We start from the raw sequence: 26,430 nt of genomic DNA, 5'->3' as shown, positions 1-26,430 counted from the left end.
ACGACCGTAACCCGTCACCCGGATCGCTCGCGCGATCCGACCTCTCCCGCCGGGAGAGGTGGGCGGTGACGGCTTGGCTCGACGGCCGATCTGCCTCCGAACGCGCGGCACGGTTCACCTCTCCCCGATGGGGAGAGGTCGGCCCGACCGGGCCGGGTGAGGGGGCTCGGTCGCCGGCAAGGTAATCAGGCGGCGCAAGAGAGTACTGGAGACGTCGAAATGGTGGAACTTTATGGTCGGGAGATGTCGCGGCGCGACGTCGCCCGCCACGCGGGAATGCTGTCCCAGTTCGCCGGTGTCAGGCTGGTCACGCTGGGCGACGGCGTCGAGCGCGGGATCCGCATGCTGGAGTTCCGGACCGGCACCGGATTCCGGTTCACTGTGCTGATCGACCGGGCCCTCGACGTGGCCGACTGCGAGTATCGGGGCGCGGCGATCGGCTGGCACTCGCCCGCCGGCTTCCGCAATCCCGCGCTGCACGAGTACGAGGGCGAGGGCGGCCTCGCCTGGCTGCGCTCGTTCTCCGGGCTGATGGTGACCTGCGGGCTCGACCACATCCTGTTCATGGATGCCGATCCCGCCGACCACTACCACTACGTCCATCGCAAGACGGTGGACAGCTCGATCCACGGCCGCATCGGCACGATCCCCGGCAGGCTCACCGGCTACGGCGAACGCTGGGAGGGCGACGAGTGCACGCTGTGGTGCGAGGGCGTCGTGCAGCAGTCCGCGGTGTTCGGAGAGGACCTGCACCTGATCCGCCGGATCGAGGCGAAGGTCGGCAGCAACGAGTTCGTGCTGACGGACCGCGTCGTCAATCACGGCTTCTACCGGACCCCGCACATGTATCTCTACCACATCAACCTCGGCCATCCCGTGCTGGGCGAAGGCAGCCGCTATGTCGCGCCGGTCCGGCAGACGGTGTGGGCGGCGCATGCCGACGACTATCGCCGCCAGGGCGTCGGCTACCGCACCCTGCCCGGGCCGCAGTCGAACTTCCACGAGCAGGTCTGGCAGCACGAGATGGGCGCCGACGCCGACGGCAAGGTGCCGGTCGCGGTGGTCAACGAGGGTTTCGACGGCGGCCGCGGGATCGGCTTCATGGTCGAGACGAACGCCTCGGAGTTCCCCTGCCAGTACGAGTGGCAGAACCTCCAGGAGGGCCAGTATGCGATCGGCATCGAGCCGTCCACGAACCACGTCTTCGGCAAGCCCTTCGCCAGGGAACGCGGCGAACTGATCTGGCTCGAGCACGGCGACGAGCGGCGCTACGAGACGCGGTTCGCGGTGATCGACGGCGCCGCCGAGATCGCCGCCGCGCAGGCCCGCATCGCCGCGATCGCCGCACAGCCCGCCGACGACTATCCCGCCCCGACGGACGAGTGGAAGGCGATCGCGCGATGAACGTCACGGCGACCGCCGGCGCGGGCGAGGCCAGGGAGGCGCGCATGGACTTTACCGGAAAGACCGTTCTGCTGACCGGCGGTGCCGGCGGGCTCGGCATCGATACCGCGCTCGGATTTGCGGGCGCCGGTGCGAAGGTGATCGTCCTGGACATCCGCGACGACCGCGGCAGCGATCTCCTGTCGCGCGCAGCGGCACTGGGCAACGGCAGCGTGGTCTACGAGCATCTCGACCTGTCAGACCAGGCGGAACTGAAGCGCGGGCTCGACCGCATCGTCGCCGAGCACGGCGCCGTCGACATCCTGATCAACAACGCCGCGATCTACCCCGCCAAGCCGTTCGAGGACTTCACGCTCGAGGAACACCGCGCGGTGCAGGCGGTCAATGTCGACGCCCACGTCCAGTGCGCCATGTCGCTCCTGCCGGGGATGAGGCAGCGCGGCTGGGGCCGCATCATCAACGTGGCCAGCATCACCTTCTACGGCGGCTGGGACAAGCTGTTCCCCTACGTATCGTCGAAGGGCGCGCTGGTCGGCCTGACGCGGGCCTGGGCCCGCGAATTCGGCCAGTACGGCGTCACCGTCAACGCCGTCGCGCCGGGCGCCTTCCCCACCGATGCCGAGAAGATCCACCCGGACCCCGACGGCTACACGCGCTTCGTCCTCGACCACCAGGCGCTGAAGCGGCGCGGCAGTCCGCAAGACATCGCCAGCACGATGATGTTCCTCGCCTCCGACCACGCCTCGTTCATCACCGGCCAGACCATCAATGTCGACGGCGGATGGGTGATGAAGTGAACGGGCGCGGCAACCGGGGCCTGCATGGTTCGAGACGCGGGCGGGTGCCCGCTCCTCGCCATGAGGAACCCACTCTGAGTATGCGCCTCATCCTGAGGAGGCCGCGCCAGCGGCCGTCTCGAAGGATCGAGGCCAGTGTCGGCCCGCCGCGCGGGCGCTGAACTATCAACCGGGACAAGACAAATGGGAGTGCTTTCAGGCTACCGCGTACTGGACTGCTCGATCGCCATGGCCGGGCCGTTCGCGGCGCAGCGGCTCGGCGATCTTGGGGCCGACGTGATCAAGGTGGAGCCGGTGACCGGCGAGTGGCAGCGCCATACCGCCGCCGGCGGTGCGCGCGGCAACCGGATCAACGTGTCGTTTTTGTCGCTCAACCGCAACAAGCGAAGCCTCGCCGTCGACCTGAAGAGCGACGAGGGCAAGGAGATCCTGCGCGACCTCGTCTCGTCGGCAGACGTGTTCCTGCAGAACTACCGGCCGGGCGTCGCCGAACGGCTCGGCGTCGACTACGACACGCTGTCGCGGATCAACCCGAAGCTCGTCTACGTCTCCATGTCCGGCTACGGCGAGGACGGCCCCTACCGGGACCGGCCGGGGCAGGATCTCGTGCTGCAGGGCATGAGCGGAGCGATGCTGTCGGCGGGCCGCGAGGGCGAGCCGCCGAACGCGGCGGGCCAGTACCTGGTCGACGCGGTAACCGCCTATACCGCGTTCGAGGGCGTGCTGGCGGCGCTCCTGCACCGCGAGCGCACCGGCGAGGGCCAGCGCGTCGACGTAAACATGCTCGATGCGATCACGACGCTGCAGATGCAGGAACTGTCGGTGTTCACCGTCGCCGGCAAGCCGCAGACGCGCTCGGCCGAGCCGCATGCCCACGTCTACATCCGGTCCCCGTACGGGGCGTTCGCAACCAGCGACGGCTTCATCATCCTGGCGTTCCCGCCGCTGAAGCGGCTCGGCGAGGTGATCGGCGAGCCGTCGTTCCTGGAGATGAACGAGGAGGTCGACGGCTGGTCGCGGCGCGACGAGATCTTCGCGAAGACGCGCGAGAAGCTGAAGGACCGCACCAGCGCCGAATGGCTCGCCGCGTTCTCCGAGGCCGACATCTGGGCCGGCCCGGTCTACGGCTATGCCGATCTCGTCGACGATCCGCAGATCCGCCACAACGGCACTTTCGTCGAATACGAGCACCCGACCGAAGGCCGCGTGAAGACGCCGGGATTCCCGTTCCGGATGTCGAAGACGCCGGCGGAGGTCTACAAGGGCGCGCCCGTCACCGGCGAGGATACCAGGCAGATCCTCGCCGACATCGGCTACGGGGCCGACCGGATCGAGGACCTTCTCGAGCGCAAGGTGATCGCCGAGGAGCAGCCCTGATGGCGGTCCGCTACAAGGGGCTCACCTGGGACCATCCGCGCGGCTTCAACGCGCTGGCCGCCGCGGCGTCCCGGCTGGATCCGGCGCGCGAGGGGATCTCCATCGACTGGTCGAGCCACCCGCTGGAGGGCTTCGAGTCCCATCCGATCGCCGATCTCGCCGAGCGCTACGACCTGGTGGTGATCGACCATCCGCATCTCGGCGAGGCGCTGAACGGCGACTGCTTCCTGGCGCTCGAGGAGATGTTTTCCGCCGAGGAGATCGCGGCCTGGGGCGCGGCGACGATCGGGCAGTGCCTGTCGAGCTACTGCTACGCCGGCCGCCACTGGGCGCTGCCGCTCGATGCCGCCGCTCAGGTGACGGCCTATGTGCCCGATCTGCTGGACGGGCCGGTGCCGGCCGACTGGGCCGCGGTTGCGGACCTTGCCGGGCGCGCGCCCGTCGCCCTGTCGCTGGCCGGGCCGCACGCGCTGCTCAGCTTCATGAGCATCTGCGTGGCGCTTGGCGAGCCGCCGGCCTCGCGCGACCCCGGCGTGCTGGTGTCCTCCGGGACGGGACGAGCCGCGCTGGAGATATTGTCGCCCCTTGCGGCGTCCTCGCCGGACTGGACCAGGAACCTCAATCCGAAGGACCTGCTCGAAGCGATGGCCGGCGGCGAGCCGCTCGCGCTGGTGCCGCTCGTCTTCGGCTACGTGAATTATACAGTGCCCTCGCAGCCCGGTCGGTGCGCATTGCGGTTTGCCGACGCGCCGACGGCGGCGGGCGGGACTGCCCCCGGCTCGACGCTCGGCGGCACCGGGCTCGCGGTCAGCCGACGCGCCGTGGTGACACCTGGCCTGCTCGACCATCTGAGATGGCTGATGGCGCCGCAGACGCAGCGCGGCTTCATCCCGGACCACGAGGGCCAGCCGAGCAGCCGGGCGGCGTGGTCGGACGCAACCGTCAACGCCGCTTCCGGGAACTTCTATCGGGACACCGCTGCGACGCTCGAAGCCGCTTGGGTGCGGCCGCGCCACGACGGTTACATCGCCTTCCAGTCTGAGGCATCCGCGACCCTGCGCGACGCCATGACGAATGGAGTGCCGGCCGAGACGATCCTGTCGCGGCTGCAGGACCGTTATGCGCGGAGCCGGACGGGCCAACGTGCCGTCACGGCGCCAAAGGAAATTTACCGGAAGTCAGCCGAGCAGGTGGTGGGAGGTTAGTCGGATGAGCAACGTCACACTCGAAGTCGACGGTCATGTCGCGCTGATAACGCTCGACCGGGCCGACAAGCTGAACGCGATGACACCGGAGATGACCGACCAGCTCAGGACCCATGTCGCCGCCGTCAACGGCGACGACGCCGTCCGCGCCGTCGTGCTGACCGGCGCCGGCCGGAAGTCGTTTTGCGCCGGCAGCGACATTCGCGAACTCGACACCTATCCGACCGCCTGGTCGTTCCGCGGCCGTCCCGACTACTGCGACGCGGTGCGCGGCCTGACCAAGCCGTCGATCGCGGCGATCAACGGCTACGCGTTCGGCGGCGGCCTGGAGATGGCGATGTCCTGCGACATCCGCATCGCCTCGCCGAACGCCCGCTTCGCGGCGCCGGAAATCAAGCTCGGCTGGATCGGCGGCGGCGGCATGACGGCGCTGCTCGCCCATTCGATCGGCCCGAGCAACGCCGCACTGATGGTGATGACCGGCGACCCGGTCTCCGCCGAGCAGGGGCTCGCCTGGGGGCTGGTCAGCGAGATCGCCGAGGCCGACGCACTGGTGGCGCGCGCCCGCGAGATCGCCGCCACGATCGCGTCGCGGGCGCCGATCGCCGCGGAGACCGCCAAGCTGAACCTGAAGGCCGCCTTCGCCATGCCGCTGGAGAACGCCATCCAGTACGAGCGCGACCTGCAGACGGTGTGCTTTGCGACCGAGGACGCCGACGAGGGCCGGCGCGCCTTCAAGGAAAAGCGCGCGCCGTCGTTCCGGCGCCGCTAGCCGGCGCCGCCTGCATTCAATCACCGAGGGGAAGACACGCCGATGAGACACAGCACCGATCGTATCCTGACCACCCATGTGGGAAGCCTGCCGCGTCCGCATGACCTTCTGGATGTGCTGAAGGCACGTCTCGACGGGAAGGGCGTGGACGAGGCGGCGTTTCAGGAAAAGCTGAAGCAGTCGGTCGACGACATGGTGGGCCGGCAGGCAGAGGCCGGCATCGACATCGTCGCCGACGGCGAGATGTCGAAGCCTGGCCATGCCGTCTACATCAACGACCGGCTAGAGGGGTTCGAGCGTCGGCCGCACGTCAAGTCGGAAGTGTACCTGGAAGAGCGGGAAGCCTTCCCCGAGTACTACAAGGACTATTTCGAGCGCGCCATGCTGGGCGGCGCGATCGCGCCCGCGGCGCCGATGTTCTGCGTCGGGCCGATCCGCTACGTCGGCCAGGACGCGCTGCGGATCGATCTCGCCAATCTCCGCTCTGCGGTCGAGGCGCATGGCTGCGCGGAGGCGTTCATGCCGTCCGCCGCGGTGACCGGGGTCGGCTTCAACGACTACTACGCGACCGAGGAGGAATATGCCTTCGCCGTCGCCGATGCCCTGCACGAGGAGTACGCGGCGATTATCGAGGCCGGCTTCCTGCTGCAGGTCGACGATCCGTTCCTGCCGAACGTCTACATGGACAAGTCGCTGGACGAGACGGCGCGGATCGCCAAGGCGGCGATGTATGTCGACGCGATCAATCACAGCCTCAGGGGCATCCCCGAGGATCAGGTGCGCTTCCATACCTGCTACGGCATCAACCAGGGGCCGCGCATCCACGAGCCCGACCTGCCCGACATGATCGACCAGGTGCTGCGGGTGAACGCCGGCGCCTATTCCTTCGAGGCCGGGAACCCGCGCCACGAGCACGAATACCATCTGTGGGAGAACGTGAAGCTGCCGGACGGCAAGCTGATCATCCCGGGCGTGATCACGCACGCCACCAGCGTCGTCGAGCATCCGCAGCTTGTGGCGGAACGGATCGTGCGGTTCGCCGAGCGGGTCGGCCGGGAGAACGTGATCGCCAGCGCGGACTGCGGGTTCTCCTCGCAGGCCATGTACAGGACCGAGGTCGAGCCGCGCATCGTCTGGGCGAAGTTCCGCGCGCTGTGCGAGGGAGCCGGACTGGCCAGCAAGGCGCTTTGGAACTGACCGGGGCGAACTGATCGCCCTGACGCCCCTTCGTTCGATGCAGGCGAGTCCGTCGGGAGAGCCGCTGGCTCTTCCAGCACATACGCGGCGTCCGCCCCTGCGTCCTTGCCGGCGGAGGAATGCCCTGCCCTGTCAATAATACCATCGGCTGGTCGATCCGTACCGATCGACTAGTGCCCGATACGGGCTCGTTATCCACCCTGGCATCGATGTTCGCCTAGCAATGGGAAACCGGGCGGCGACGCTGGCGACGCGTGCAGGGCAAGGCGAAACAGGTTTCCGCCGAGGCCCGAGGGGTCACTGGATCCGCACACGGCGAGCGAGCCGACATCCGGCGAAGTGAGCCCGCAGCGCGTCGACGGCCACAGTTCTGCGCATCGTCCGCGCCTTCGAATGTCGGAGACCGCCATGGCAATTTCGCTCAACATCAACGGCAGTCGCAGGTCGGTCGAGGCAGGCGACGACGTCCCTCTGCTCTGGGTTCTGCGCGACGTGCTGGGCATGACCGGAACCAAGTTCGGCTGCGGCATCGCCCAGTGCGGCGCCTGCACCGTGCACATCGACGGCTCGCCGGTCCGGTCCTGCCTGCTGCCGGTCGGGGCGATCGGCGACAAGGCCGTCACCACGATCGAAGGCATCTCGGAAACACCCGAAGGCGCCCGGGTCCAGAAGGCGTGGCTCGACCTCGAGGTCGTCCAGTGCGGCTACTGTCAGTCCGGACAGATCATGTCGGCAGCGGCCCTGCTCGCCGTCACGCCCGACCCCGACGATGACGATATCGACGCGGCAATGTCGGGAAACATCTGCCGCTGCGGCACATACGTGCGGATCCGCGCCGCCATCAAGCAGGCGGCCTCGGACGGCAGGGCATAGGAGCCGGTACCATGCGCACGGATGTGAAGGGCATTTCCCGGCGCGGCCTCCTCACGGCGGGCATGGCCGGAGGCGTCCTGCTGGCGTTCCGGCTGCCGCTCGGCGCGCAAACGGCCGAACGTGCCCCGGACGAGAGCCCGGACCAGTTCGCGCCGAATGCCTTCATCCGCATCGACGGGGAAGGCCGGACCACGCTGGTGATGCCGCAGGTCGAGATGGGCCAGGGCGTCTACACCTCGATCGCGATGATCCTGGCCGAGGAACTCGACGCCGATTTCCGGCGGGTCGCGGTCGAGCACGCGCCTCCCGACGAAAGGCTCTACGCCAATCCGCTCCTCGGCGTGCAGGCGACCGGAAACTCCAACTCGATCCGCGCCTTCTGGACCCCGCTCCGCAAGGCGGGAGCGACCGCGCGCGCCATGCTCGTCCAGGCGGCTGCCGAGCGGTGGCAGGTCGATCCTGCCGGCTGCACCACGTTCGAGGGGGTGGTGACCCATGCCGCGTCAGGCCGGACCGCGACCTACGCGGAGCTGGCCGGTGCGGCGCGCGACCAGCCGGCGCCGGCGGACGCTCCGTTGAAGGATCCGCGGGACTTCACCCTCATCGGCACGTCGGCGAAGCGCCTCGATACGCCTGACAAGGTGGACGGCAGGGTCGTCTACGGCATCGACGTGCGACTGGACGGCATGAAGGTCGCCACGCTGGCGCAATGTCCGGTCTTCGGCGGCAGGGTCGCGGCCGTCGATGACAGCGCGGCAATGCAGGTTCCGGGCGTGCGGCAGGTGGTCGTCCTCGACGACCTGGTCGCCGTTGTCGGCGACCACATGTGGGCCGCCAAGCAGGGCCTCGAGGCACTCGACGTCACCTGGGACGAAGGCCCGCACGCCGACCTGAGTTCCGCCGACATCTGGACCGACCTGCGCGCGGCAAGCGAGACCGACGGCGTCGTCGCCAGATCGACCGGCGACATCGCCACGGGCCTCGGCACTGGCGAGCTGGTCGAGGCGGCCTACGAAATGCCGTTCCTCGCCCACGCGGCGATGGAGCCGCTCAACTGCACCGTCCGCCTGACCCCGGACTCCTGCGAGATATGGATCGGCACGCAGGTCGCTTCCCGCGTGCAGGCGTCCGTGGCCGAGACGCTCGGGATCCCCGACGGGAAGGTCACCGTCATCAACCACTACATCGGCGGCGGCTTCGGGCGACGCCTCGAGCCGGACATGGCTGTCGCCGCCGTCCGCATCGCGCAGAAGGTCGCCGCTCCGCTGAAGGTGATCTGGACGCGCGAGGAAGACACCAGGCACGACGTCTATCGGCCGGTATATCGGGACAAGATCGCCGCGACGCTGTCCGGCGGCTCGATCGCCGCCTGGAAATACCGGGTCGCCGGTGCGGCCGTGCTCGCGCGCTGGCTGCCGCCGGCCTTCCAGAACGGCATCGATATCGACGCGGTCGATAGTGCTGTCGACATGCCCTACGACATCCCGAACGTCCATGTGGAGTACGTTCGCGCCGAGCCGCCGGCGGTACCGACGGGATTCTGGCGCGGTGTTGGGCCGAACAACAACGTCTTCGCGATCGAGTGCTTCATCGACGAGCTGGCCCGCAAGGCGGGCACGGATCCCGTCGCGTTCCGCCGACGGATGCTCGAGAAGTCGCCGCGGATGCTCGGTGTCCTCGACCTCGCCGCCGGGAAGGCCGGCTGGGGCGACGCCCTGCCGCCGCGGGTCGGACGCGGCATCGCCCTGCAGCCGACCTTCGACACCTCGATCGCGACGGTTGTCGAGGCGGAGGTCGACGGCGACGGCGAGATCCAGTTGCGGCGCGTCACCGCCGCGGTCGACACCGGCATCGCGGTGAACCCCGATACGATCGTCGCCCAGATCGAAGGCGGGCTGATCTTCGGGCTGACTGCCGCGCTGTTCGGCGAGATCACCATCGAAAGGGGTCGGGTGCAGCAGTCGAACTTCAACGACTACCGGATGCTGCGCATCAACGAGACGCCGAGGATCGACGTACACCTCGTCAGGAGCGGCGAGTTTCCCGGCGGCATCGGCGAATGCGGGGTGATCGGGGGGCCGCCCGCCCTCCGCAATGCCATATACGCCGCCACCGGCGTCGCGCTGCGTCGCCTGCCGATCGACAGGAGCCTGATTGCCGGAGGGACACGGTCATGAAACGGTCGATGCGTCGCGCGGCAATCGCAGCGGTGGTGGTCGTGGCCGGCCTTGCCGCCGGCGGCCTGTGGTACCTGCGTGGACCGGGGCCGATGGCCTTCGCCTCCGGACAGAAGGTCGCACTGGCCGACTACGACGGCGCCGATCCCACCGGCGTGCCTGCGTCGCTTGCCGATGCGAGCCTGGTCGAGCGCGGCGCCTATCTGGCCCGCGCCGCCGACTGCATGGTCTGCCACACGGCGCCGGGCGGCCGCGACTACGCCGGCGGCCTGGCCTTCCGGCTGCCCTTCGGGACCCTCCGTTCGACGAACATAACGCCGGACGTCGACACCGGCATCGGCGCCTACAGCGACGCGCAGTTTCTCGATGCCGTGCAGCGCGGCGTCAGGCGGGACGGCGCGCGGCTGTATCCGGCCATGCCCTACACCTCCTACCGCTACATGAGCGATGCCGACGCCCTGGCGATCAAGGCCTATCTGTTCAGCCTGCCGCCGGTGCAGGCGACGGCGCCGCCGAACACGCTGGCCTTCCCGTTCGACCAGCGCTGGGGAATGATGTTCTGGTCGGCGCTGTTCAGCCCGGACACCGGCTTCGAACCCGACAGTGCCCGGACGCCGGAATGGAACCGCGGCGCCTATATCGCCGAGGCGCTGGCCCATTGCGGCGACTGCCACACCCCGCGCAACGTCGCCTTCGCGCTCGACAACCGCAGGAAGTACGGCGGCGCCCGCACGGCGGGATGGCAGGCCTACAACATCACCTCCGACCGGCAGACCGGTCTCGGCGGATGGAGCGACGGCGACATCGCCTCCTACCTTGCGACCGGCTATGCCGAGGGGCGCGGCACGGCGTCGGGTCCGATGGGCGAGGCCGTCGACCACAGCCTGAGCAAGCTGGCGCAGGAGGACATCGCCGCCCTCGTCACCTATCTGCGCTCGGTGCCGGCGATCCGCTCCACCGATCTGCCCGCATCGCTCGCTCCGCCGGCCCCCGCCTCGCACAGGGACGGCGTCGATCACGCCAATGCGCTTGGCCGGAAGGTCTTCGAAGGCGCCTGCGTCAGCTGCCACGGCTGGACCGGCGAGAGCTCGCTCTCGCCGTTCGCGACGCTGGTCGGCACCCGCGCCGTCAACGACCCGAGCGGCACCAACGTCGCCCAGGTGGTGATCTCCGGCACGGTCCGGCACACCCCGCCCGGCGTCATTTCGATGCCGGCCTTCGGCGATGCCTATTCGAACGACGAGATCGCCGCCGTCGCCAACTACGTCACGCAGCGCTTCGGCGGCGCCGCGGCGGGGCTGACCGAACAGGACGTCGCGGCTCTGCGAAACGAGACTGCGGACTGATCGAACGCGCGCCACCAGGCGGCCAGCAGGAAAGGGACAGGAACATGAAACGATCCGTAGCGGGCCTCGCCGCGGCCACGGCCCACTCGCTCGTCCTGAGCGTGATCCCGGCGGGCGCCGCACCGCTGAAGAACATCGTGCTGGTGCACGGCGCATGGGTCGACGCGTCGGGATGGAAGCCGGTCTACGACATCCTTGTGCGCGAAGGCTTCGACGTCACCCTGGTGCAGGAGCCGGAGACGTCCCATGCCGACGACGTCGCGGCGGCCAGGCGCAGCCTCGACATCCAGGACGGCCCGACGCTCCTGGTCGGGCACAGCTACGGCGGCTCGGTCATCACCGAGGCCGGTGCACACCCCAACGTCGCAGGCCTCGTCTACGTCGCCGCCCACGCGCCCGACGTCGGCGAGGACGAGGCGGGCCTCGGCGCGAAGTACCCGAGCACCCTCGCCCGGACCGCGGGCGCCATCAAGGTGACGCCGGACGGCTTCACCTATCTCTATCCGCCGGCGTTCCTGAAGCTGTTCGCCGTCGGCCTTCCCGACGAGCAGGCGACGTTCCAGGCGCGTTCGCAGGTGATGGCGAACAAGGAGATCTTCCGCTCTCCGATGACGGTTGCCGCGTGGCGCGACAAGCCGACCTGGGGAATCGTCGCCGGCGACGACCGGATAATCAGTCCGGATCTCGAGCGCTTCTACTACGAGCGCGCGCAGGCCGACTGGAGCGTCGTGCCCGGCGCCAGCCACTCCGTCTACCAGACCCACTGGGTCGAGGTGGCGGGAGTGATCGCCGCGGCGGCGCGGTGGTTCGGCGAGGATCCGCAGGCGAAGACCAAGGCCGACCAGATCCGGCAGCAGCAGGCCCGCAACGAATAGGCCGCCGGGCCGCAGCGCCGGCGCCGGGTTCCGCGGGACGGGTGCGACGCGCCGGCGTGCCGGCATCATACCAGGGTATGAAACGCCCATACCCGAACGTGCACCCCGGCACCCTGCGTAGAATGGCCCTTGCGGCTCCCTCGAACCTACTGTCTCCGGCAGGGGATCACGAGCCAGGCACAGTCGAAGACGCCCGCGGTTCCGCTGCCGGGAGTGTGCGCCGCTGGCCTGCTCCGGCGAACGCGGCTCGTGACACCGGTACCGAGATCGTGGAGGCGATGCCATGTCTGAAGCTGGAGCGAGATTGCACCCTGACCTGGGCTTCGGCCCGCGACCGGACGGGACGCCCGTTGCTGGCCCCGTTGCTGGCCCCGTTGCTGGCGTCGTGGCTGCCCCCGTGGCTGCGAATGTCCTGCCGGTGCGCCGGCCGGCCGAGCTGTTCGATCCGGAGAAGCCGGCGATCGTGCCGACGGCGCCCGGTCCGGAGACGGAGGCGACCGTTCCGGGAGATCCCGGCGGACGGGCGAAGAAGCACCGGCGCCCGTCTCTGCGTACCACTCTGATGATCGCCGGCATCCTGGCCGTCGCCGTCGGCTCCGGCGCGTTCTGGCTGCGCGGCGGCCGATACGCCGCCACCGACGATGCCTACGTTCAGGCCGCGAACGCAGTCGTCACGACCGACGTCTCCGGCCTCGTCCAGTCGGTCAACGTGCGCGAGGGCCAGCCGGTCAGAAAGGGCGACGTGCTGTTCCAGCTCGAGCTGCAGCAGTTCCAGTTCGCCCTCGACAATGCCACCGGCGCAATGAACGAAGTGGCGCTCGACGTCCAGTCGCTCAAGGAAGACTACAAGGTCCTCCTGGCCAACGTCGCGGCGCAGGAGGCGCAGGTGGCCCTGGACCAGGTCACGTTCGAACGCGCCGAAACGCTCGTCAAGGACGATTTCGTCTCGCGGGCCAACTACGACCAGACGCGATACACGCTGGAACTCGACAAGGAGAAGCTCGAGTCCCTCAGGAACCAGGCGCAGTCGCAGCTCGCTCGGCTCGACGGCGATCCCGAGATCGCGGTTGCGGACCATCCGCTCTACCGCCAGGCGAAGTCCGCGGTCGACGAGGCCCGGCGCGAGCTCGACCACGCATCGGTGCGCGCGCCGTTCGACGGCATCGTCACCCAGGTCGATTCGCTGCAGCCCGGCGACTACCTCGTCGCCCAGACCGCGGCGCTCACCGGCGCCGGCGCCATGGCCCTGGTCGCAACCGACCATGTCTGGGTCGACGCACAGATGAAGGAGACCGATCTCACCTATGTCAGTCCCGGCAATCCGGTGACGGTGACGATCGACACGTATCCGGGCCACCAATGGCACGGTGTCGTCGAGAGCATCAGCCCGGCAACCGGATCGGAGTTCTCCGTGCTGCCGGCCGAGAACACCAGCGGCAACTGGGTCAAGGTCGTCCAGCGGATCCCGGTGCGCATCACCATCGACACGCCGCAGGGAACACCGGTGCTGCGGGCGGGCATGAGCGCAAACGTCTCCATCGACACGGGTCATCGGCGCACGTTGCGCGACCTGTACTGACCGGCAGGTGACGCCATGCCCGCAACAACCGCATCGGCACCATCGGCCGCGACGGCCCGCGCCGTCATCATGGCCTGCGTCATGGTCGCGACCCTGATGCAGACCCTCGACACCACCATCGTCAACGTGGCGCTGCCCTACATCCAGGGATCGCTGGCGGCGTCGCCCGACCAGATCACGTGGACGCTGACGTCCTACATCGTGGCGGCGGCGATCATGACCCCGCCGATCGGCTGGCTGACGAACCGCTTCGGCCGCAAGAACGTCTTTCTCGTCTCGCTCGCCGGCTTCACCATCTGCTCCATGCTGTGCGGGGCCTCGCAGGGCCTCACCGAGATCGTCGTCTTCCGGGCGCTACAGGGCGTCTTCGGAGCCTCGCTGGTGCCGCTGTCGCAGTCGACCGTACTCGATATCTACCCGCCGGAGCAGCGCGGCGAAGCGATTTCCTACTGGGTGATGGGCGTCGTCGTCGGGCCGATCCTCGGCCCGACCCTCGGGGGTTACATCACCGAGCTGTATAGCTGGCGCTTCGTCTTCTACATCAACCTGCCGCTCGGCATCCTCGCCTTCATCGGCCTCTGGTTCTTCCTGCAGGACGGCGAACACCGCCGCGGCCTGCGGTTCGACTGGATCGGCTTCGGCGTGCTCGGGCTTGCGCTTGCCTCGCTGCAGCTGTTCCTCGATCGGGGCCAGCTCAAGGACTGGTTCGGATCGACGGAGATCATCGTCTATGCCGTGTTGTGCGGCCTCGGCTTCTACCTGTTCGTCGTTCACCTCTTCACGGCGCGGTCGCCGCTCATTCCGCCCCGGCTGTTTCGCGACGTGAACTTCGCCTCCGGGCTCGCCATGATCTTCGCGGTCGGGATGCTCATTCTCGCCACGGCGGCGCTGCTTGCTCCCTACCTGCAGATCCTGGCCGGACGATCGGTGATCGACACCGGCCTGCTGCTGGCACCGCGCGGCGCCGGCACGATGGCGGGCGTCCTGCTGGCCGGCCGGCTGTCGAATCGCGTCGATCCGCGGATGATGATGCTCGTCGGCATCCTGCTGATCGCCGCGACGCTCTGGCAGATGACCACCTGGACGCCGGACATCGATGCCCGCCAGTTCGCCTTGAATTCCATCATCCAGGGATTTGGCCTCGGAATTGTGTTCACGCCGCTGCAGGTGGTCGCCTTCGCGACGCTTCCGGCCGAACTCCGGACGGACGGCACGGCGCTGTTCAGCCTGCTGCGCAACATCGGCCTGGCGATCGGCGTGTCGGTCACCTCCGTCGTGCTGATCCAGGAGACGCAGATCGAGCACGCCCAGATCGGCGAACACGTCAATGCCTTCAACAGGAGCCTGCAGAGCGGCGGTGCCTATCTGTTCCTGAACCCGACCTCGGCGCCGGGCATCGCCGCGCTGAACGCCGAAGTCACCCGCCAGGCGGCGATCATCGCCTATGTCGACGACTTCAAGCTGCTTTTCATCGTCAGCCTCCTGATGCTGCCGTTGCTGGCGCTGATGCGGGTCTCGAAGAACGCCGCCGCCGGCCCCCCTGCGGTCGACTAGTCGCGGATGGAAGGGCGGTACCGGCCGATCGCGCCGGTGCCGCCGAGGGGCCGCGTTCCCACGCTTGCGGTCAGCGCCGGCTGCGGCCGGCGCGGCCGGATCAGAATGCGCTTTGCACCACCCCGCCGTCGACGCGCAACGCCGCCCCGGTCGTGGCGGAAGCAAGCGGGCTTGCCACGTAGGCGACGAGCGAGGCGACTTCCGCCGGGGCGGCAAACCGCCTGATCAGCGACGTCGGACGTGCGCTTTCGAAGAAGTCCTTCTCCGCCTCCTCGCGCGACTTGCCGTCGCTGATCTGCGCGAGCATCGTCTCCACCCCGCGCGACAGGGTCGGGCCGGGCAGGACGCTGTTCACGGTGATGCCGGTTCCCGCGCAGTCTTCCGCCAGGCCGCGGGCCACGGCGATCTGGGCGCTCTTCGTCATTCCGTAGTGGATCATCTCGACGGGGATCTGCAGGCCGCTCTCGCTGGATATGAAGATGATCCTGCCCCAATCGGCCCGCTGCATCGCCGGCAGCTAGAGACGGGCGAGCCGGACGCCGCTCAGGACATTGACCTCGAAGAAGCGCCGCCAGTCGGCATCGCTGATATCGAGGAAGGGCATCACTTCGAAGATGCCGAGATTGTTGACCAGTATCTCCACGTCCGGGTGTGCCCGCGCGAGTTCGCGTGCGACCTCCTCGTCGGCCAGGTCGCCGGCGAACCCGAGCACCTGCCCGCCGGTGTCCGACCGGATCTGTCCGGCGGCCTCCTCGACCGCCGCGGCGCTGCGGCCGTTGACGACGACGCGGGCGCCTTCCTGCGCCAGCCTTTCGGCGATGGCGCGACCAATGCCCGCCGTACTTCCGGTGACGAGGGCAAGCCTGCCCTGCAGTTGAAGATCCATGGTGCTTCCTTTGCGCTTGGAGAAAGTCGGGAACAGGATACCTACGGCAGTCTGCGCGGACGGAAAGTGCCCTTCAGCCTGGCGAGGAGCCTCGCGACGACAGGCCAGGCGGCCGCCGGGCCGCTGCCGCCGCAAGAGACCGCACGCCGCGGCTCCCGGCCGGCGCGACGAAGCCTGTCGATCTCGGCGACCACCGGCACCCGCACGTCCGCATTCTCGTTTGCGGCGGCACGCCAGGCCGCTTCGGCGAGCAGCCGGACCCGGCGGCGATCCGCAAGCGTGTCGCTCCCGGCCCCGCGGCCGGGCAGCGTGATGACGGCCCGGCCGATCTGTCTCCTGGTCATGAGGCGGCCTCAGTCGAAGTCCGTCGACAGGGAAACCGTCCTCCAGGCGTCGAATTCGGCCTTCAGGACTTCGAGGTTCTGCTGCGCCAGGGCGAACGCGTCGGAACCGAGCAGCAGGTGGGCCGGCGGCGATGCGGATTCGACCAGCGTCAGGATCGCCCGCGCAGCCTTCGCCGGATCGCCCGGCTGATGCCCGTTGTACGCCAGCCTCGCCTTGCGTTGCGCCTCGAAGACCTCGTCGTAGTCCGAGACGGTGCGCGCGGCCCGGGCCATCGAGCGGCCGGCCCAGTCCGTCCGGAACCCTCCGGGCTCGACGGCCGTGACCTTGATGCCGAGGCCCGCCACTTCCCCTCGCAAGGTTCCGGAATACCCCTCCAGCGCGAACTTGCTGGCATGGTAGGCGCCAAGCCCCGCCCTGGTGATCATGCCGCCGATCGAGGTGATGTTGATGATGTGTCCGGACCGGCGCTTGCGCATATGCGGGAGCACCGACTGGATCATCGCAATCGCCCCGAACACGTTCACGTCGAACTGATGGCGCTGGTCGGCCAGGGGCGTTTCCTCGATGGTCCCCTCCAGGCCGTAGCCTGCATTGTTCACGAGGACGTCGATCGGCCCGATCTCGCGCTCGATCCTGTCCACGAGCGGGCGCACCGCGTCGGTCTCCGTCACGTCCAGCAGGACGCCGAACGAACGCCCCGGGCTGAGTGCGTCGAACTCGGCTCGGCCGTCCTCGCTGCGGAGCGTTCCGGCCACGGTGTGGCCCCGCTCGAGGCATGCCGATGCGAGGGCCCGGCCAAGACCGGTGCTGACGCCGGTGACGAGAAATAGCCTCTTCATGCCTGGTGTTCCTTTCGCGCAAATTCCGGGAAATACGGCCGCGGCTTCCGCGCGAGCCGGCTAGGCGAGCCGCCGCTGGTAGGCGCTCGGGGTCGTACCGGCGGCCTTGCGAAAGGCCGCCGTGAAGGAGCTCGTCTCGCTGTAGCCGACCATCAGCCCGATATCGGTGACCGAATGGGTGCGCTGCTTCAGCAGGGCCTTGGCGTGGTCGATTCGCCGCTGCATGTGATAGCGGTGCGGCGGCAGTCCGAAGGACCGCTTGAAGGCGCGGCAGAAATGGTACTGGCTGAGCCGCGCGATCCCGGCCAGCGTCGACAACGGGATCTGTTCGTCCAGATGGGCGTCGACGTATTCGCGCACCGCGCGTTCCTGCCAGGCCGCGAGGCCGCCGCGGGCCGGCTGCCTGGCCAGCCTGAGGCCGCGGAAATGCGCCACCAGCTCGTGCACGAGGACCGTGGCCAACGCCTCCGAGTAGAGCTCCTGGATCCGGTCCTGCTCGTCGACGAGCGCCTTCAGCTTGAGGGCCGTGTCGAGCAGCGTCGGACGTTCGAAGAAGAGCTGCGGCGCCAGCGTCGTGGTGTCCATCCGGTGTCCGTGCCTGCGGCCCAGTCGGACGAGGTCGAAGTGGAAGAACAACAGGCGCGCCGGAGCGCGCAGATCGAGCGTTTCGCGGTAGCACGAGCCGGCCGGGACGAATGTCAGCTTCTGCGTGCAGGTGCGCAGGTCCGAGACGGGGCCGGATCCGATGCTCGAGGTCCCGGCCGCACGCTCGGTGCGTTCGTGGACGACCAGAAGATGATGGTCGCCCGAATATGCAAACTGCAGGAAGGCGCCGGTCTCGGCTTCGATCGATTCGGCGGCCATGCCGATCCACTTCCGGCGGTGGCGCAGGACATCGCCGGTGGAGTCGATCTCGACGCATGGCCCGTCGCTCGCCGGCACGACGGCCGCACCTGCCGTACGGTTACCGTATGGCCTGCCCGCAGGCGGGCTACCGGCCGCCGGCCATTCCGGCCGGGCCGCGAATCTGTCGAGGATGGCAGCGGGATTGGCTTGCGAGGCAGGGGCGTTGGTCAACATGCTTTTGCACCGTCCGGTTCGGGAGCCAGCGGGCGGAGGCCGGATGCGTGCGCGCTCTCGGCCGTCCGTGCGATGCAGCAAGCTTAGGAAGCCGGTGCCGCCGGGCTCCATCGAACGCAGGTAGGACGGGCTAGTGTGTTGGTCTCTTCCGCCCATACCTTCGTTTGGGCCGGGCGATCGAAGCGGCGGGTCGCGCCGCCGTCAGGACTCGGGGGAGTCCGCGGTCGGCGACAGCGCCGTTCTCAGGCAGTCGACAAGCGCATCGGCGTCGAACGGTTTGGTGAGCACGCAGATGGCGCCGAGCTGTTCGGCCCTGGCTTCGAGGTTCCTGTCGGGAAACGCCGTGACGAAGACGACCGGAATCCGGCGCCCGAGCTCCTGCAGCCGGCATTGCAGTTCGACGCCGCTCATTCCCGGCATCCTGACGTCGGTGACGAGGCAATCCGAATCGAGCGCCCGCGGCGACTCGAGCAGTTCCTCTGCGGAAGAGAACGCATGCGCTGAAAAGTCATGCAGTCTAAGCAGCTTCGTCGTGGCGATGCGCACGGCGTCGTCGTCATCGACGACCGAGACAATCGGTAGGTCACTCAGGGTACTGTTCCTTGGCGAATGCAGGCGGCCCGATCGGGGTCGGCGCCGGCCCTGTCCGGCCCGATGGCCGCAGCCCAACCTGAACCGCGATCCCTGCAGAATGTATTATACATAGGTTTGCACCTACCGCCCCCCCGAAACTCCGAGCGCTTCGGCCATCTTCACCAGCTCGGCGAGAGATCGCGCCTTCATCTTCTTCATCGCGTTGCCGCGATGGATCTTCACGGTGATCTCGCTGAGGCCCATCTCCCCGGCGACCTGCTTGTTCATCAGGCCGGTGGTCACGTAGGTCATGACCTCCCGCTCGCGCGGGCTGAGGGCATCGTAGCGGGCGCGCAGCTGCGCGTCGGCGAGGTCCCGTTGGCGCCGGGTCCGGTCGCTTTCGATGGCGGCCATGACCGCATCGAGCATGTCCTGGTCGCGAAACGGCTTGGACAGGAAATCGACCGCGCCGGCCTTCATCGCGCGAACCGTCATCGGGATGTCCCCGTGCCCGGTCATGAAGACGACCGGGATATGCCTCCCCGCCTCGGCCAGGTCGCGCTGGATGTCGAGGCCGCTCGAGCCGGGCAGCCTGACGTCCAGCACGAGGCAGGCCGGCACGTCGGGAAGCGTGCTTTCCAGCAGTTCCCTGGCCGAGCCGAACGCAAGCGCCGCCATTCCGACGGATCGGAACAGGCGCAGAAGCGCCTCGCGAAAATCGACGTCGTCCTCGACGACTATGACGACGCTGTCCTCCGACGTCATCCCACCTCTCCTGCCCGCCCGCGATACGGTATCGATGAGGGATTAGAGCACGGCACGCCGAGCGTGCGGAAGCGCCTACGGGGCGGGGCCCGTCCGTTTGCAGCGACCTCCTGCCTGCTTGCAGCAATTTCGGCCGGTTTGGCGCAAGCGAGGGCGAGAACGCACAGCCGCAACCAGGTAGCGTGCAGATCGATCGACGTGTCCAAACCACGGCACCGCGCCGCGGAGACCCCGTCGAGACGTCGAAGGTGCGATTTCCTTCCGGTCGCCTCACCGCGCCTCCCCCAGCGCCCCGCGACCGATGACGGCCGACCCCGGTTCCCCCCGCCGGGGTCGGCCGACACTGATGGGCCGGTGAACCGCGTGCCGCCGGCCCGCTTTTCCGTCGGCCCCTCACCGCTTCCGCTCCGTCCGCCGAACGCCGGGCTGCGTCGTCCCCGATCATACGGACGTAGGTATCGGCCAGCCCAACGTCCGATTGGATGGCGGCGGAGCGATCGCGATGATCGGCCTGCCAGTCCGGACGGGGCCTGCCCCGGGCGGCCGGCGACCTTTGACCGGGAACCGCAAGGGCTCCCGGCATCAGGAACGCAGCAAACGGGAGGTCGGGACATGCCGACGATCGAAGTCAACGACGGAACCATGATCTACTACAAGGACTGGGGATCCGGTCAGCCGGTGGTGTTCAGCCATGGCTGGCCGCTGAGCGCCGACGCATTCGAGGACCAGATGATGTTCCTGGCCTCGGCGGGCTATCGCTGCATCGCCCACGACCGGCGTGGCCACGGCCGCTCCGGGCAGCCGTGGAGCGGATACGACTACGACACGTTCGCCGACGATCTGGCGGCACTCATCGAAAGGCTCGACCTGAACGACGTCGTCCTGGTTTCCCATTCGATGGGCGGCGGCGAGATTGCCCGCTACATCGGCCGGCACGGCACCGCCCGCGTCGCAAAGGCGGTGCTGATCGCCGCGGTCCCGCCGCTCATGCTGCAGACCCCCTCCAATCCGCACGGAACGCCGATGAAGGCATTCGACGATATCCGCAACGCCCTGCTCGCCGACCGTTCGCAGTTCTGGAAGGATTGCGCCGTGCCGTTCTTCGGCGCCAACAGGCCGGGCGCGAAGGTATCCCAAGGCGTCCTCGAGTCCTTCTGGCTGCAGGGTTCCCTCGCCGGCATCAAGGGCACGTACGACTGCGTGCGGGCGTTCTCGGAAACCGATTTCACCGAGGACCTGAAGGCGTTCGACGTGCCCACCCTCATCCTGCACGGAGACGACGACCAGATCGTGCCGATCGCCGCGGCGGCCTACCGGTCCGCCGGGCTCGTCCCCGACGCCCAGCTCGTCGTCTACGAGGGCGGTCCGCACGGCATGTGCACGACGATGAAGGAGAAGGTCAACGAAGACCTGCTGTCGTTCATCCGGACCGGCAAGGCGAAGTCGGCCACGACCACGGCGCGGGCCGCCTGACCGACATCTGCGAAGCTCCAGCCGAGGCAAGCGGTCGCCGGCATGCCGCCCGCCGGTCGACGGCGACCGCACTCACGCAATTCGCGACATTCTGAAACATCCGGGAGAACTACGATGGACAAGGCGGTTGGCAAGACGCGGCAGAAGGCGCCGCTGCGCACCCCGAACCGGCTCGGCGACAACGCGACGCGGGACGTATCCGCAGCGCTAGCGACGCTGCTGGCCGACGTCTTCGCGCTGTACCTGAAGACGAAGAACTTCCACTGGCACATGTCGGGGCCGCATTTCCGGGACTACCACCTCTTGCTGGACGAACAGGGCGAGCAGCTCTTCGCCGCCACCGACGACATCGCCGAGAGGGCGCGCAAGCTCGGCGGCACCACCTTGCGCTCGATCGGCCATATCCATCGGCTCCAGCGCATCGCCGACAACGACGCCGAATACGTCACCGCCTCCGACATGCTTGCCGAACTGCGCGACGACAACATGCGGCTCGCATCCTACCTGCGCGAAACCCACGGGCTCTGCGACGAGCATGGCGACGTCGCCACCGCCAGCCTGATCGAGAACTGGATCGACGAGGCCGAGCGGAGGGTCTGGTTTCTGTACGAGGCGGGACGCCGGGATCTGAGCTGACCCGATCCGCAAGCGACTGGGGCGCCCCATGTCGACACCCGCGGACGGCGGGCGGAGAATACCGTCGCATGTCGCGGCGCCTGTCGTGTTCTTTGTCTCGGTGCTGCTCGGCTACGCCGTCGTCTCCACGGGCATTCACGTCATTGGCGGGAGCGACATGACGGCCGATCCGGTGGGTGGGCCGGCGGCGGGGTCGGCTCTGGCGTCGGCCAAACGATGAATCCGGATTTGCCGGTCGCGATACCGGATGAGTCTCCGTTGTCGCCGTTGCCGATTTGTCTATTTAAACTCGGGCCATCAGGCGGGATCTACGAACGCGGGAAGCCGGCAGTCCGCGTTCACAGCGGGGGCGTCATCGATTGCAGGACTCGATCTCCGGCCATCCGCGTGTTGCCATGAGCGTGGCGCTGGCGCTGACGATCGCGATCTTCGCCGTGGACACCTTCACCGGGCTCGGCATTGCGGTCGCGGTCTTCTATGCCCTCGTCGTCATGATCGCCGGCCGGATCATGGTCCGGCGGCAGGTCATTTTCGTCGCCGCGACATGCGTCTCGCTGACGATCTTCAGCTTTCTCGTCCAGCACGGCGACGTCGTCGGCCAGCCGCTGTTCAGGGCCTTCGCCAGTATTTCGGCGATCGCGGTGGCCACTGTGCTTGCGCTCGAGAACCAGAGTTCGGAACTGGAGCTGCGCAAGCGCGCGGAACTGCTCGACGTCAGCCATGACGCGATCTTCACGCGCGATCTCGAAGGCACCATCACCTACTGGAACGAGGGCGCCGCCGGACTCTACGGATGGGCGAGCGACGAGGCGGTCGGCCAGTCCTCGCACCGGCTGTTGCGCACGGCGTTTCCGCTCCCCCGGGAGGAGATCACCGGACTGGTCCTGGCAACCGGTCGCTGGGAGGGCGAACTCGTCCAGACGAAGCGTGACGGCAGCCGTGTCCACGTGGCGAGCCGCTGGAGCCTTCAGCGCGACGAGCGCGGCGCTCCCGCCGCGATCCTGGAAACCAACAACGACGTCACCGAGCGACGGGCGGCGGAAGAGAGGCTCCTGCGCGCGGAAAACGAGCTGCGCACCACGATAGACACGATACCCGCCCTCGTGGTCAGTTCGTGGCCGGACGGCAAGGTCGACTTCGTCAACGGCCGGTGGGCCGAGCAGGGCTTCTCCGAAGAGCACCTGTTCGGGGGGTCGGCGGAAGTGGTTCACCCAGACGACCTTCGGGGGATACTGGACCTGCAGCGGGCCTCCTTTGCCACCGGCGACCCCTACGAAGCCGAAGTGCGCCTGCGCAAGGCCGACGGGACCTTTCGCTGGCACCTGGTCCGCGCGGTGACGTTCCGCGACGAGACCGGAAAGGTCCTCAAGCGCTACGCGACCGCAACCGACATCGAGGACAGGCTGCGGGCGGAAGCAGCCCTGCGGCAGAGCGAAGCCTACCTGGCCGAGGCGCAGAGACTGAGCCGCACCGGCAGCTTCGGCCTCAAGCCGGGGGGCGGCCACATTCGCTGGTCGGACGAGATGTATCGCATCTTCGAGCTGGAGCCCGGCGTCGAGCCGACCAGGGACTGGATCGTGTCGCGGACCCATCCCGACGATCGCGCGCTGGTGACGCGCCTGATCGAGGAGATATCGGACGACACCAACTGGGATATCGAGCACCGGCTGGCCATGCCGGACGGGACAGTCAAGTACGTCAAGGTCGTCGCCCACGCCGTCGAGGACGAACGGGGCGACAAGGAGTTCGTCGGCGCTGTCATGGACGTCACGAGCACGCGGCACGCGGAGGAGCGGCTGCAGCGGCTGCAGGCCGAGCTCGCGCATGTGACGCGGGTCAGCACGCTCGGCGAACTGACCGCCTCGATCGCCCACGAGGTGAACCAGCCGCTCGCCGCGATCCTCACCAACGGCCAGGTCGGCCTGCGATGGCTGGATCGCGAGGAGCCCGATCTGGACGAGGTGCGCGCCGCCGTCGGGGACATCGTCAATGGCGCCAGGCGGGCCAGTGACGTCATCCAGCGCCTGCGCATGCTGTACCGCAAGTCGGACCCGCAGATGCGGCCGCTGGACGTGAACGGTGTGCTCGACGACACGCTCGCGCTCATGCGTCCGATCCTGCGGAGCCACGACCTCTCCGTCCGGGAGGACCTGGCGTCCTCGCTTCCCGAGGTATCTGGCGACCCGATCCAGCTGCAGCAGGTGATCGTCAACCTCATCGTCAACGGCATGGACGCCATCGACGGGGCCGGCGGCAGCCGCCGCGAGGTCGTCCTGCGATCGCGGCTCGATGGCGCCGGCGAGGTCGTCGTCGAGGTCGAGGATTCGGGAAGCGGGATAGCTCCCGGCGAGGAGGAGCGGATCTTCGAGGCATTCTTCACCACCAAGCCCGCCGGCATGGGCATGGGGCTCTCGATCTGCCGCTCGATCATGGAGCATCATGGCGGCCGGCTGTGGGTATCGGGAAGCGGCCCGGACGGAACCACGATGAGCATCGCCCTGCCGGTCGGCCCTCCCGCGGGTGACTGAGACGACCGCTGTTGCCGCTCAGACGAACTTCGGAATCGGGCCGAGTTGCGGCGTCACGCGTCCGTGCAGGGCGATGACCACCTCGTCGACATAGCACCACGCCCAGCCCTCCGGCGGGTCGTATCCCTCGATGACGGGATGGCCGGTTTCGTGGAAATGCTTCGTTGCATGCCGGTTCGGCGAACTGTCGCAGCAGCCGACGTGGCCGCAGGTCCGGCAGATGCGCAGGTGCACCCAGGGAGATGCGGTTTTCAGACACTCTTCGCAGCCGCGGGCGCTCGGCGTGACGTCCCGGATCGTGCCAATGTGGGCGCAGGTCTTCGGCATAGTCAGATCCTCTGCACTGCCGCAAGCGGCGTGACGGCCGATGCGTCGGCCAGGTACCCGTGCAGCGTCGCCACCACCTGGGCGCCTTCGCCGACGGCGGCCGCGACCCGCTTGACGGAGCCCGAACGGACGTCCCCGACGGCGAAGACGCCGCTGCGGCTCGTCTCGAGCGGCAGCCGGCCTGCGCCGGCCTCGGCGCCGGTCCGGACGAATCCCCTGTCGTCCAGGGCGATTCCCGAACGGGCCAGCCAGTGCGTGTTCGGATCGGCCCCCACGAACAGGAACACGTGCTGGATCTCGCGCCGCGTCTCGGTCCCTGACGGCCGGTGGCGCCAGCGCACCGTTTGAAGCAGTCCGTCGTGGCCCTCGAGTCCTGAAATCTCCGTTTCCGTCAGGACCTCGATATTGGGCTGTGCGGCGATGCGTTCGACCAGGTAGCGGGACATGCTGGCGGAAAGATTCGGCCCGCGAGCCAGCAGCCAGACCTTCCTCGCATGCCCGGCCAGGTAGACGGCGGCCTGCCCGGCCGAGTTGCCCGCTCCCACCAGGACCACCTCCTGCGAACTGCACAACCGGGCCTCGATCGGCGAGGCCCAGTAGTGAATCGACGCCGCCTCGAAGGCCTCGATGTCGTCGACGGCAAGGCGCCGGTACTGCGCTCCCGTCGCCAGGACCACCGATCGCGCCCGCACCCATTCCTCGCCCGCCAGTTCGATCAGGAACGAGCCGGTGCTGTCGCAATCCGCGGAGAGGCTGATGGCCTCGTCGGGGATGGCCATTTCGACGCCGAACTTCTCGGCCTGGTTGAACGCGCGCGCCATCAGGGCGATGCCGGAAATGCCGGTGGGAAAGCCGAGGTAGTTCTCGATCCGCGCGGAGGCGCCTGCCTGGCCTCCGAAGGCCCGGCATTCGAGGACCACGGCGGACAGGCCTTCCGATCCCGCATAGACGGCCGCGGCAAGCCCGGCAGGGCCGGCGCCGATGATGGCGACGTCGTACACCCGGCTGCAGTCGATCGGACGCACCAGGCCGATGCAGCGCGACAGTTCGAGCTCGCTGGGATTGCGCAGCATCTGCCCGTCCGGGCAGGCGACGATTGGCAGGTCCTCGGTGCCGACGTGGAACCGTTCGATCAGGCACCGGGCGCCGGCGTCCCGATCGGGGTCGAGCAGCTGGTAGGGATGGCCGTTGCGGGCGAGGAACCCCTCGAGTCGCAACACGTCGCCGTCGCCGGAGACCCCGACGATCACCGGCCCCGACCCGCCGCTCTCGAGCAAGCCCACCCGGCGCAGGATCAGCGCCCGCATGATCCGCTCGCCGAGATCGGCTTCCGCGATCATCAGGTCGCGCAGCCGCTGCGTGGGGATCAGCAGAGCCCGGACCGGCGTGCGGGCGAGTCCGTCGACCAGCGAGGGACGCCCGGACAGGGTGGCGAGCTCGCCCTGGAACGAGCCGGCGCCGTGGACGATGATCGGAGGACGCTCCGGAAGGTTCGGCTCGAGCATTTCCACTTCGCCCTCGAGAATGACGAACATGCCCGTGCTCGGCCTGCCGGCCCGGGTGACGTAGTCGCCCGCCTCGAACGAAACCGGTTCGCCGAACCGCTCGATGCGGGCGATCTCGGAAGCCTCGAGCTGCGGGAACATCTGTTCGCCGCGCGTCGCGGCAACCGGGCGCCGATCGGCTGCCATCGTGCAGATCCTCCGCGTTGAGCGCCACGACCGCCCTCGGGCCGGCGCCTCGATCTCTCGGATTTGTCCGGCTTTGGCTGCGTGATGACCAGCCATACCTAGGTATGGTCCCGCCGCTTCCGCCCGGGCCG

Annotated in this window: 23 protein-coding genes and 1 pseudogene; 16 read left to right on the top strand and 8 right to left on the bottom strand. The window is 68.4% G+C overall.

All coding sequences use genetic code 11. From position 1 onward, the window contains the following. Window positions 1-219 precede the first annotated feature (219 nt). From V3328_RS04295 to V3328_RS04240, 12 genes are all read left to right on the top strand, one after another. Complete coding sequence (locus V3328_RS04295) at window positions 220-1,404, top strand: aldose 1-epimerase family protein (RefSeq protein WP_340328426.1); 1,185 nt, start codon at window positions 220-222, stop codon at window positions 1,402-1,404. Next, a complete protein-coding gene (locus V3328_RS04290) occupies window positions 1,401-2,201 on the top strand; it encodes an SDR family NAD(P)-dependent oxidoreductase (protein WP_340328425.1) in 801 nt (266 codons plus the stop codon). The genes V3328_RS04295 and V3328_RS04290 overlap by 4 nt, the downstream gene beginning before the upstream one ends. Before the next feature lie 183 nt (window positions 2,202-2,384). Further along, window positions 2,385-3,578, top strand: a complete 1,194-nt coding sequence (locus V3328_RS04285) for a CaiB/BaiF CoA transferase family protein (RefSeq protein ID WP_340328424.1) — start codon at window positions 2,385-2,387, stop codon at window positions 3,576-3,578. Beyond that, a complete protein-coding gene (locus tag V3328_RS04280; protein ID WP_340328423.1) occupies window positions 3,578-4,783 on the top strand; it encodes a carbohydrate ABC transporter substrate-binding protein in 1,206 nt (401 codons plus the stop codon). The genes V3328_RS04285 and V3328_RS04280 overlap by 1 nt, the downstream gene beginning before the upstream one ends. 4 nt (window positions 4,784-4,787) lie before the next feature. After that, window positions 4,788-5,555 carry an enoyl-CoA hydratase/isomerase family protein gene (locus tag V3328_RS04275; protein ID WP_340328422.1) on the top strand — a complete coding sequence of 256 codons (768 nt, stop codon included), beginning with the start codon at window positions 4,788-4,790 and terminating at the stop codon, window positions 5,553-5,555. A gap of 42 nt (window positions 5,556-5,597) precedes the next feature. Further along, window positions 5,598-6,752 carry a cobalamin-independent methionine synthase II family protein gene (locus V3328_RS04270; protein WP_340328421.1) on the top strand — a complete coding sequence of 385 codons (1,155 nt, stop codon included), beginning with the start codon at window positions 5,598-5,600 and terminating at the stop codon, window positions 6,750-6,752. Window positions 6,753-7,160: 408 nt separating this feature from the next. Beyond that, the gene (locus V3328_RS04265; RefSeq protein WP_340328420.1) at window positions 7,161-7,625 is read left to right on the top strand and encodes a (2Fe-2S)-binding protein; all 465 of its coding nucleotides are present in this window, start codon (window positions 7,161-7,163) and stop codon (window positions 7,623-7,625) included. An 11-nt stretch (window positions 7,626-7,636) separates the two neighbouring features. Then, window positions 7,637-9,802, top strand: a complete 2,166-nt coding sequence (locus V3328_RS04260) for a xanthine dehydrogenase family protein molybdopterin-binding subunit (RefSeq protein ID WP_340328419.1) — start codon at window positions 7,637-7,639, stop codon at window positions 9,800-9,802. Beyond that, complete coding sequence (locus V3328_RS04255) at window positions 9,799-11,148, top strand: c-type cytochrome (RefSeq protein ID WP_340328418.1); 1,350 nt, start codon at window positions 9,799-9,801, stop codon at window positions 11,146-11,148. The genes V3328_RS04260 and V3328_RS04255 overlap by 4 nt, the downstream gene beginning before the upstream one ends. Window positions 11,149-11,192: 44 nt before the next feature. Beyond that, window positions 11,193-12,023 (top strand): alpha/beta hydrolase, encoded by an 831-nt coding sequence (locus V3328_RS04250; protein WP_340328417.1) that lies wholly within the window; start codon window positions 11,193-11,195, stop codon window positions 12,021-12,023. Between the two features lie 397 nt (window positions 12,024-12,420). Beyond that, on the top strand, window positions 12,421-13,602 hold the full coding sequence (locus tag V3328_RS04245; protein ID WP_340328416.1) for an HlyD family secretion protein: 1,182 nt from the start codon (window positions 12,421-12,423) through the stop codon (window positions 13,600-13,602). 15 nt (window positions 13,603-13,617) lie between these two features. Further along, complete coding sequence (locus V3328_RS04240) at window positions 13,618-15,156, top strand: DHA2 family efflux MFS transporter permease subunit (protein ID WP_340328415.1); 1,539 nt, start codon at window positions 13,618-13,620, stop codon at window positions 15,154-15,156. A gap of 100 nt (window positions 15,157-15,256) precedes the next feature. On the opposite strand, the pseudogene V3328_RS04235 reads toward V3328_RS04240, so the two are convergent. From V3328_RS04235 to V3328_RS04210, 6 genes and pseudogenes are all read right to left on the bottom strand, one after another. Then, window positions 15,257-16,042: pseudogene (locus V3328_RS04235) on the bottom strand (SDR family NAD(P)-dependent oxidoreductase). Window positions 16,043-16,083: 41 nt separating this feature from the next. Beyond that, on the bottom strand, window positions 16,084-16,386 hold the full coding sequence (locus tag V3328_RS04230) for a hypothetical protein (RefSeq protein ID WP_340328414.1): 303 nt from the start codon (window positions 16,384-16,386) through the stop codon (window positions 16,084-16,086). A gap of 9 nt (window positions 16,387-16,395) precedes the next feature. Continuing rightward, a complete protein-coding gene (locus tag V3328_RS04225) occupies window positions 16,396-17,226 on the bottom strand; it encodes an oxidoreductase (protein ID WP_340328413.1) in 831 nt (276 codons plus the stop codon). A gap of 60 nt (window positions 17,227-17,286) precedes the next feature. Continuing rightward, window positions 17,287-18,168, bottom strand: coding sequence for a helix-turn-helix domain-containing protein (locus V3328_RS04220; RefSeq protein ID WP_340328412.1), 882 nt, complete (start codon window positions 18,166-18,168; stop codon window positions 17,287-17,289). A 339-nt stretch (window positions 18,169-18,507) separates the two neighbouring features. Then, on the bottom strand, window positions 18,508-18,882 hold the full coding sequence (locus tag V3328_RS04215) for a response regulator transcription factor (protein WP_340328879.1): 375 nt from the start codon (window positions 18,880-18,882) through the stop codon (window positions 18,508-18,510). A 138-nt stretch (window positions 18,883-19,020) separates the two neighbouring features. After that, window positions 19,021-19,644 (bottom strand): response regulator transcription factor, encoded by a 624-nt coding sequence (locus V3328_RS04210; RefSeq protein WP_340328411.1) that lies wholly within the window; start codon window positions 19,642-19,644, stop codon window positions 19,021-19,023. 612 nt (window positions 19,645-20,256) lie between these two features. Here V3328_RS04210 and V3328_RS04205 point away from each other — a divergent pair. The 4 genes from V3328_RS04205 to V3328_RS04190 all read left to right on the top strand — a co-directional run bounded on the left by V3328_RS04205 (window position 20,257) and on the right by V3328_RS04190 (window position 24,281). Beyond that, the gene (locus V3328_RS04205) at window positions 20,257-21,117 is read left to right on the top strand and encodes an alpha/beta fold hydrolase (protein WP_340328410.1); all 861 of its coding nucleotides are present in this window, start codon (window positions 20,257-20,259) and stop codon (window positions 21,115-21,117) included. Window positions 21,118-21,231: 114 nt separating this feature from the next. Then, window positions 21,232-21,753: a Dps family protein gene (locus V3328_RS04200; protein WP_340328409.1), complete on the top strand. Its 522-nt coding sequence runs from the start codon at window positions 21,232-21,234 to the stop codon at window positions 21,751-21,753. Window positions 21,754-21,781: 28 nt separating this feature from the next. Beyond that, on the top strand, window positions 21,782-21,973 hold the full coding sequence (locus tag V3328_RS04195; protein ID WP_340328408.1) for a hypothetical protein: 192 nt from the start codon (window positions 21,782-21,784) through the stop codon (window positions 21,971-21,973). Window positions 21,974-22,148: 175 nt separating this feature from the next. Beyond that, entirely contained in the window at window positions 22,149-24,281 is a 2,133-nt protein-coding gene (locus tag V3328_RS04190) for a PAS domain-containing sensor histidine kinase (protein WP_340328407.1), read from the top strand. 18 nt (window positions 24,282-24,299) lie between these two features. Here V3328_RS04190 and V3328_RS04185 read toward each other — a convergent pair whose 3' ends face one another. Both V3328_RS04185 and V3328_RS04180 read right to left on the bottom strand, forming a co-directional pair. Then, the gene (locus V3328_RS04185; RefSeq protein ID WP_340328406.1) at window positions 24,300-24,608 is read right to left on the bottom strand and encodes a UBP-type zinc finger domain-containing protein; all 309 of its coding nucleotides are present in this window, start codon (window positions 24,606-24,608) and stop codon (window positions 24,300-24,302) included. Between the two features lie 2 nt (window positions 24,609-24,610). Beyond that, the gene (locus V3328_RS04180; protein WP_340328405.1) at window positions 24,611-26,299 is read right to left on the bottom strand and encodes an FAD-dependent oxidoreductase; all 1,689 of its coding nucleotides are present in this window, start codon (window positions 26,297-26,299) and stop codon (window positions 24,611-24,613) included. Between the last annotated feature and the right edge of the window lie 131 nt (window positions 26,300-26,430).

Origin of the sequence: Microbaculum marinum, assembly GCF_037855135.1 — a bacterium.
Classification (GTDB): Bacteria; Pseudomonadota; Alphaproteobacteria; order Rhizobiales; family Tepidamorphaceae; genus Microbaculum; species Microbaculum marinum.
This window is presented reverse-complemented; position numbering and strand designations above follow the sequence as displayed.

Bases quoted from the DNA above. Each gene is read 5' to 3' on its own strand.
- V3328_RS04260 (WP_340328419.1), top strand. From the start codon at position 7,637: ATGCGCACGGATGTGAAGGGCATTTCCCGGCGCGGCCTCCTCACGGCG.
- V3328_RS04230 (WP_340328414.1), bottom strand. From the start codon at position 16,386: ATGACCAGGAGACAGATCGGCCGGGCCGTCATCACGCTGCCCGGCCGC.
- V3328_RS04185 (WP_340328406.1), bottom strand. From the start codon at position 24,608: ATGCCGAAGACCTGCGCCCACATTGGCACGATCCGGGACGTCACGCCG.
- V3328_RS04240 (WP_340328415.1), top strand. From the start codon at position 13,618: ATGCCCGCAACAACCGCATCGGCACCATCGGCCGCGACGGCCCGCGCC.
- V3328_RS04295 (WP_340328426.1), top strand. From the start codon at position 220: ATGGTGGAACTTTATGGTCGGGAGATGTCGCGGCGCGACGTCGCCCGC.
- V3328_RS04285 (WP_340328424.1), top strand. From the start codon at position 2,385: ATGGGAGTGCTTTCAGGCTACCGCGTACTGGACTGCTCGATCGCCATG.
- V3328_RS04265 (WP_340328420.1), top strand. From the start codon at position 7,161: ATGGCAATTTCGCTCAACATCAACGGCAGTCGCAGGTCGGTCGAGGCA.
- V3328_RS04250 (WP_340328417.1), top strand. From the start codon at position 11,193: ATGAAACGATCCGTAGCGGGCCTCGCCGCGGCCACGGCCCACTCGCTC.
- V3328_RS04210 (WP_340328411.1), bottom strand. From the start codon at position 19,644: ATGACGTCGGAGGACAGCGTCGTCATAGTCGTCGAGGACGACGTCGAT.
- V3328_RS04200 (WP_340328409.1), top strand. From the start codon at position 21,232: ATGGACAAGGCGGTTGGCAAGACGCGGCAGAAGGCGCCGCTGCGCACC.
- V3328_RS04205 (WP_340328410.1), top strand. From the start codon at position 20,257: ATGCCGACGATCGAAGTCAACGACGGAACCATGATCTACTACAAGGAC.
- V3328_RS04225 (WP_340328413.1), bottom strand. From the start codon at position 17,226: ATGAAGAGGCTATTTCTCGTCACCGGCGTCAGCACCGGTCTTGGCCGG.
- V3328_RS04255 (WP_340328418.1), top strand. From the start codon at position 9,799: ATGAAACGGTCGATGCGTCGCGCGGCAATCGCAGCGGTGGTGGTCGTG.
- V3328_RS04270 (WP_340328421.1), top strand. From the start codon at position 5,598: ATGAGACACAGCACCGATCGTATCCTGACCACCCATGTGGGAAGCCTG.
- V3328_RS04190 (WP_340328407.1), top strand. From the start codon at position 22,149: ATGAGCGTGGCGCTGGCGCTGACGATCGCGATCTTCGCCGTGGACACC.
- V3328_RS04275 (WP_340328422.1), top strand. From the start codon at position 4,788: ATGAGCAACGTCACACTCGAAGTCGACGGTCATGTCGCGCTGATAACG.
- V3328_RS04180 (WP_340328405.1), bottom strand. From the start codon at position 26,299: ATGGCAGCCGATCGGCGCCCGGTTGCCGCGACGCGCGGCGAACAGATG.
- V3328_RS04195 (WP_340328408.1), top strand. From the start codon at position 21,782: ATGTCGACACCCGCGGACGGCGGGCGGAGAATACCGTCGCATGTCGCG.
- V3328_RS04290 (WP_340328425.1), top strand. From the start codon at position 1,401: ATGAACGTCACGGCGACCGCCGGCGCGGGCGAGGCCAGGGAGGCGCGC.
- V3328_RS04280 (WP_340328423.1), top strand. From the start codon at position 3,578: ATGGCGGTCCGCTACAAGGGGCTCACCTGGGACCATCCGCGCGGCTTC.